Origin of the sequence: Sphingobium quisquiliarum P25, assembly GCF_000445065.1 — a bacterium.
Lineage (GTDB): Bacteria > Pseudomonadota > Alphaproteobacteria > Sphingomonadales > Sphingomonadaceae > Sphingobium > Sphingobium quisquiliarum.
Window position 1 is genome coordinate 1 of record NZ_ATHO01000125.1, and the last position, 1,465, is coordinate 1,465.

At 69.2% G+C, this 1,465-nt stretch carries 1 protein-coding gene; it reads right to left on the bottom strand.

Features of this window, described 5'->3' with window-relative positions; genetic code table 11:
* A partial coding sequence (gene fliF / locus L288_RS35305) for a flagellar basal-body MS-ring/collar protein FliF (protein ID WP_021238878.1) occupies positions 1–1,465 on the bottom strand: 1,465 nt, incomplete at both ends.

Below are 1,465 nucleotides of genomic sequence, written 5' to 3' on the forward strand. Positions count from 1 at the left end.
CGGCGGCCTCCTGCGCGGCGGCGCGGCGCTTGAGCAGCGGGCGGCCGATGCCGAAGACGACCAGCAGGGCGACGGCGAGGGCCGACAGGTTGCGCACGAGTGGGGAGACCCAATCAGCCTCATACCAGGGCGCCTTCACTTCCTCGGCCTTGACGAAGCTGCGCGAGGAGAGCGCGACCACGTCGCCGCGCGCCTGGTCGAAGCCGACCGCGCCCTTCACCAGAGCCTCCAGCGCGGCGATTTCCTGCGCGCTGCGGGGCTTGCCGTCCGCGCCATTGTCGAGCGCGACGGCGACCGACAGGCGCTTGACCGTGCCGACCGCATCGCGCGTGACGGACACTTCGCGGCCAAGCTCGAAACTGCGGTTGAAGCTTTCCTCCGTCTTCATCGGCGCGCTGGGCGGCGTGGCGGGCTGAGCCGCCTGCGTGCCCTGACTGACCGCCTGACCGTTGGGGTTGGTCTGGGTGACGGTGGGGTTGACGGGCGCCTGATTGCTGAGCGCGCCCGGAATGCCGCTCGCCTCGCCAGCGCCCTGGCCGCGCGGATCGGACGCCCAGCTGCCGGTTTCGGTGCGAAGGCGGGCTTCATCCTGCGGATAGGTTTCGCGGGTCGCCTGACGTTCGGCGAAGTTCAGTTCGGCGCGCACCTCGGTCGAGAATTTGCCCTCGCCAAGGATCGGGGTGAGCAGCGCGATCACCGACTGGCGGTAGCGGTCCTCGATCTTCGACTGCACCGCGAGCTGGCGGTCGTCGGCGGCGTTGCCGTCATTATTGCTGAGCAGGCGGCCATTCTGGTCCACCAGCGAAATCTGATCAGGGCTGAGTTCGGGCACCGACGAGGCGACGAGATGGACGATCGCGCTCACCTGCGCGTCGGTCAGCGTGCGGCCCGAAGCGAGGCGCAGCATCACCGAAGCGGAGGGCCTGGCCCGTTCGCGCAGGAAGACGCTGGGCGGTTCGACGGCGAGATGGACCTTGGCGCTTTCGACGCTGTCGATCGCCTCGATCGTGCGGGCAAGGTCCATTTCGCGGGCGGAGCGGAGCTTTTCGCCTTCCACCGCGCGGCTTGCGCCCATGGGCAGGCTGTCGATCATGCTGTTGCCGTCAGGCGCGCTCTTGGGCAGGCCCTGGGCGGCGAGCATCATCTTCGCCTTGAAATAATCGTCTTCCGCGACGGTCATCGCGCCCGAATTGTCGAAATCGTAGGTGACGCCATTCTGGTCGAGCACCTGCGCGACGGCGGACTTGTCGGCATCGGGCAGGCCGCGGAACAGGTCGCGCTGCGGCGGTTCGCGCAGGGCCAGCCAGGCTGCGCCAGCGGTGGCGACCACGCCCAGCAGGCCCAGCAGCGGCAGGCTTTTCGCCACCGCAGGCTGCTTGATGAAGCCGGTGAAGCGCGCTTTCAGCGCATCAGCGCCCTTCGCGCCGCCAAAGGCGGGCGCGCTGCTGGCGGGGAGAGCGGCCGC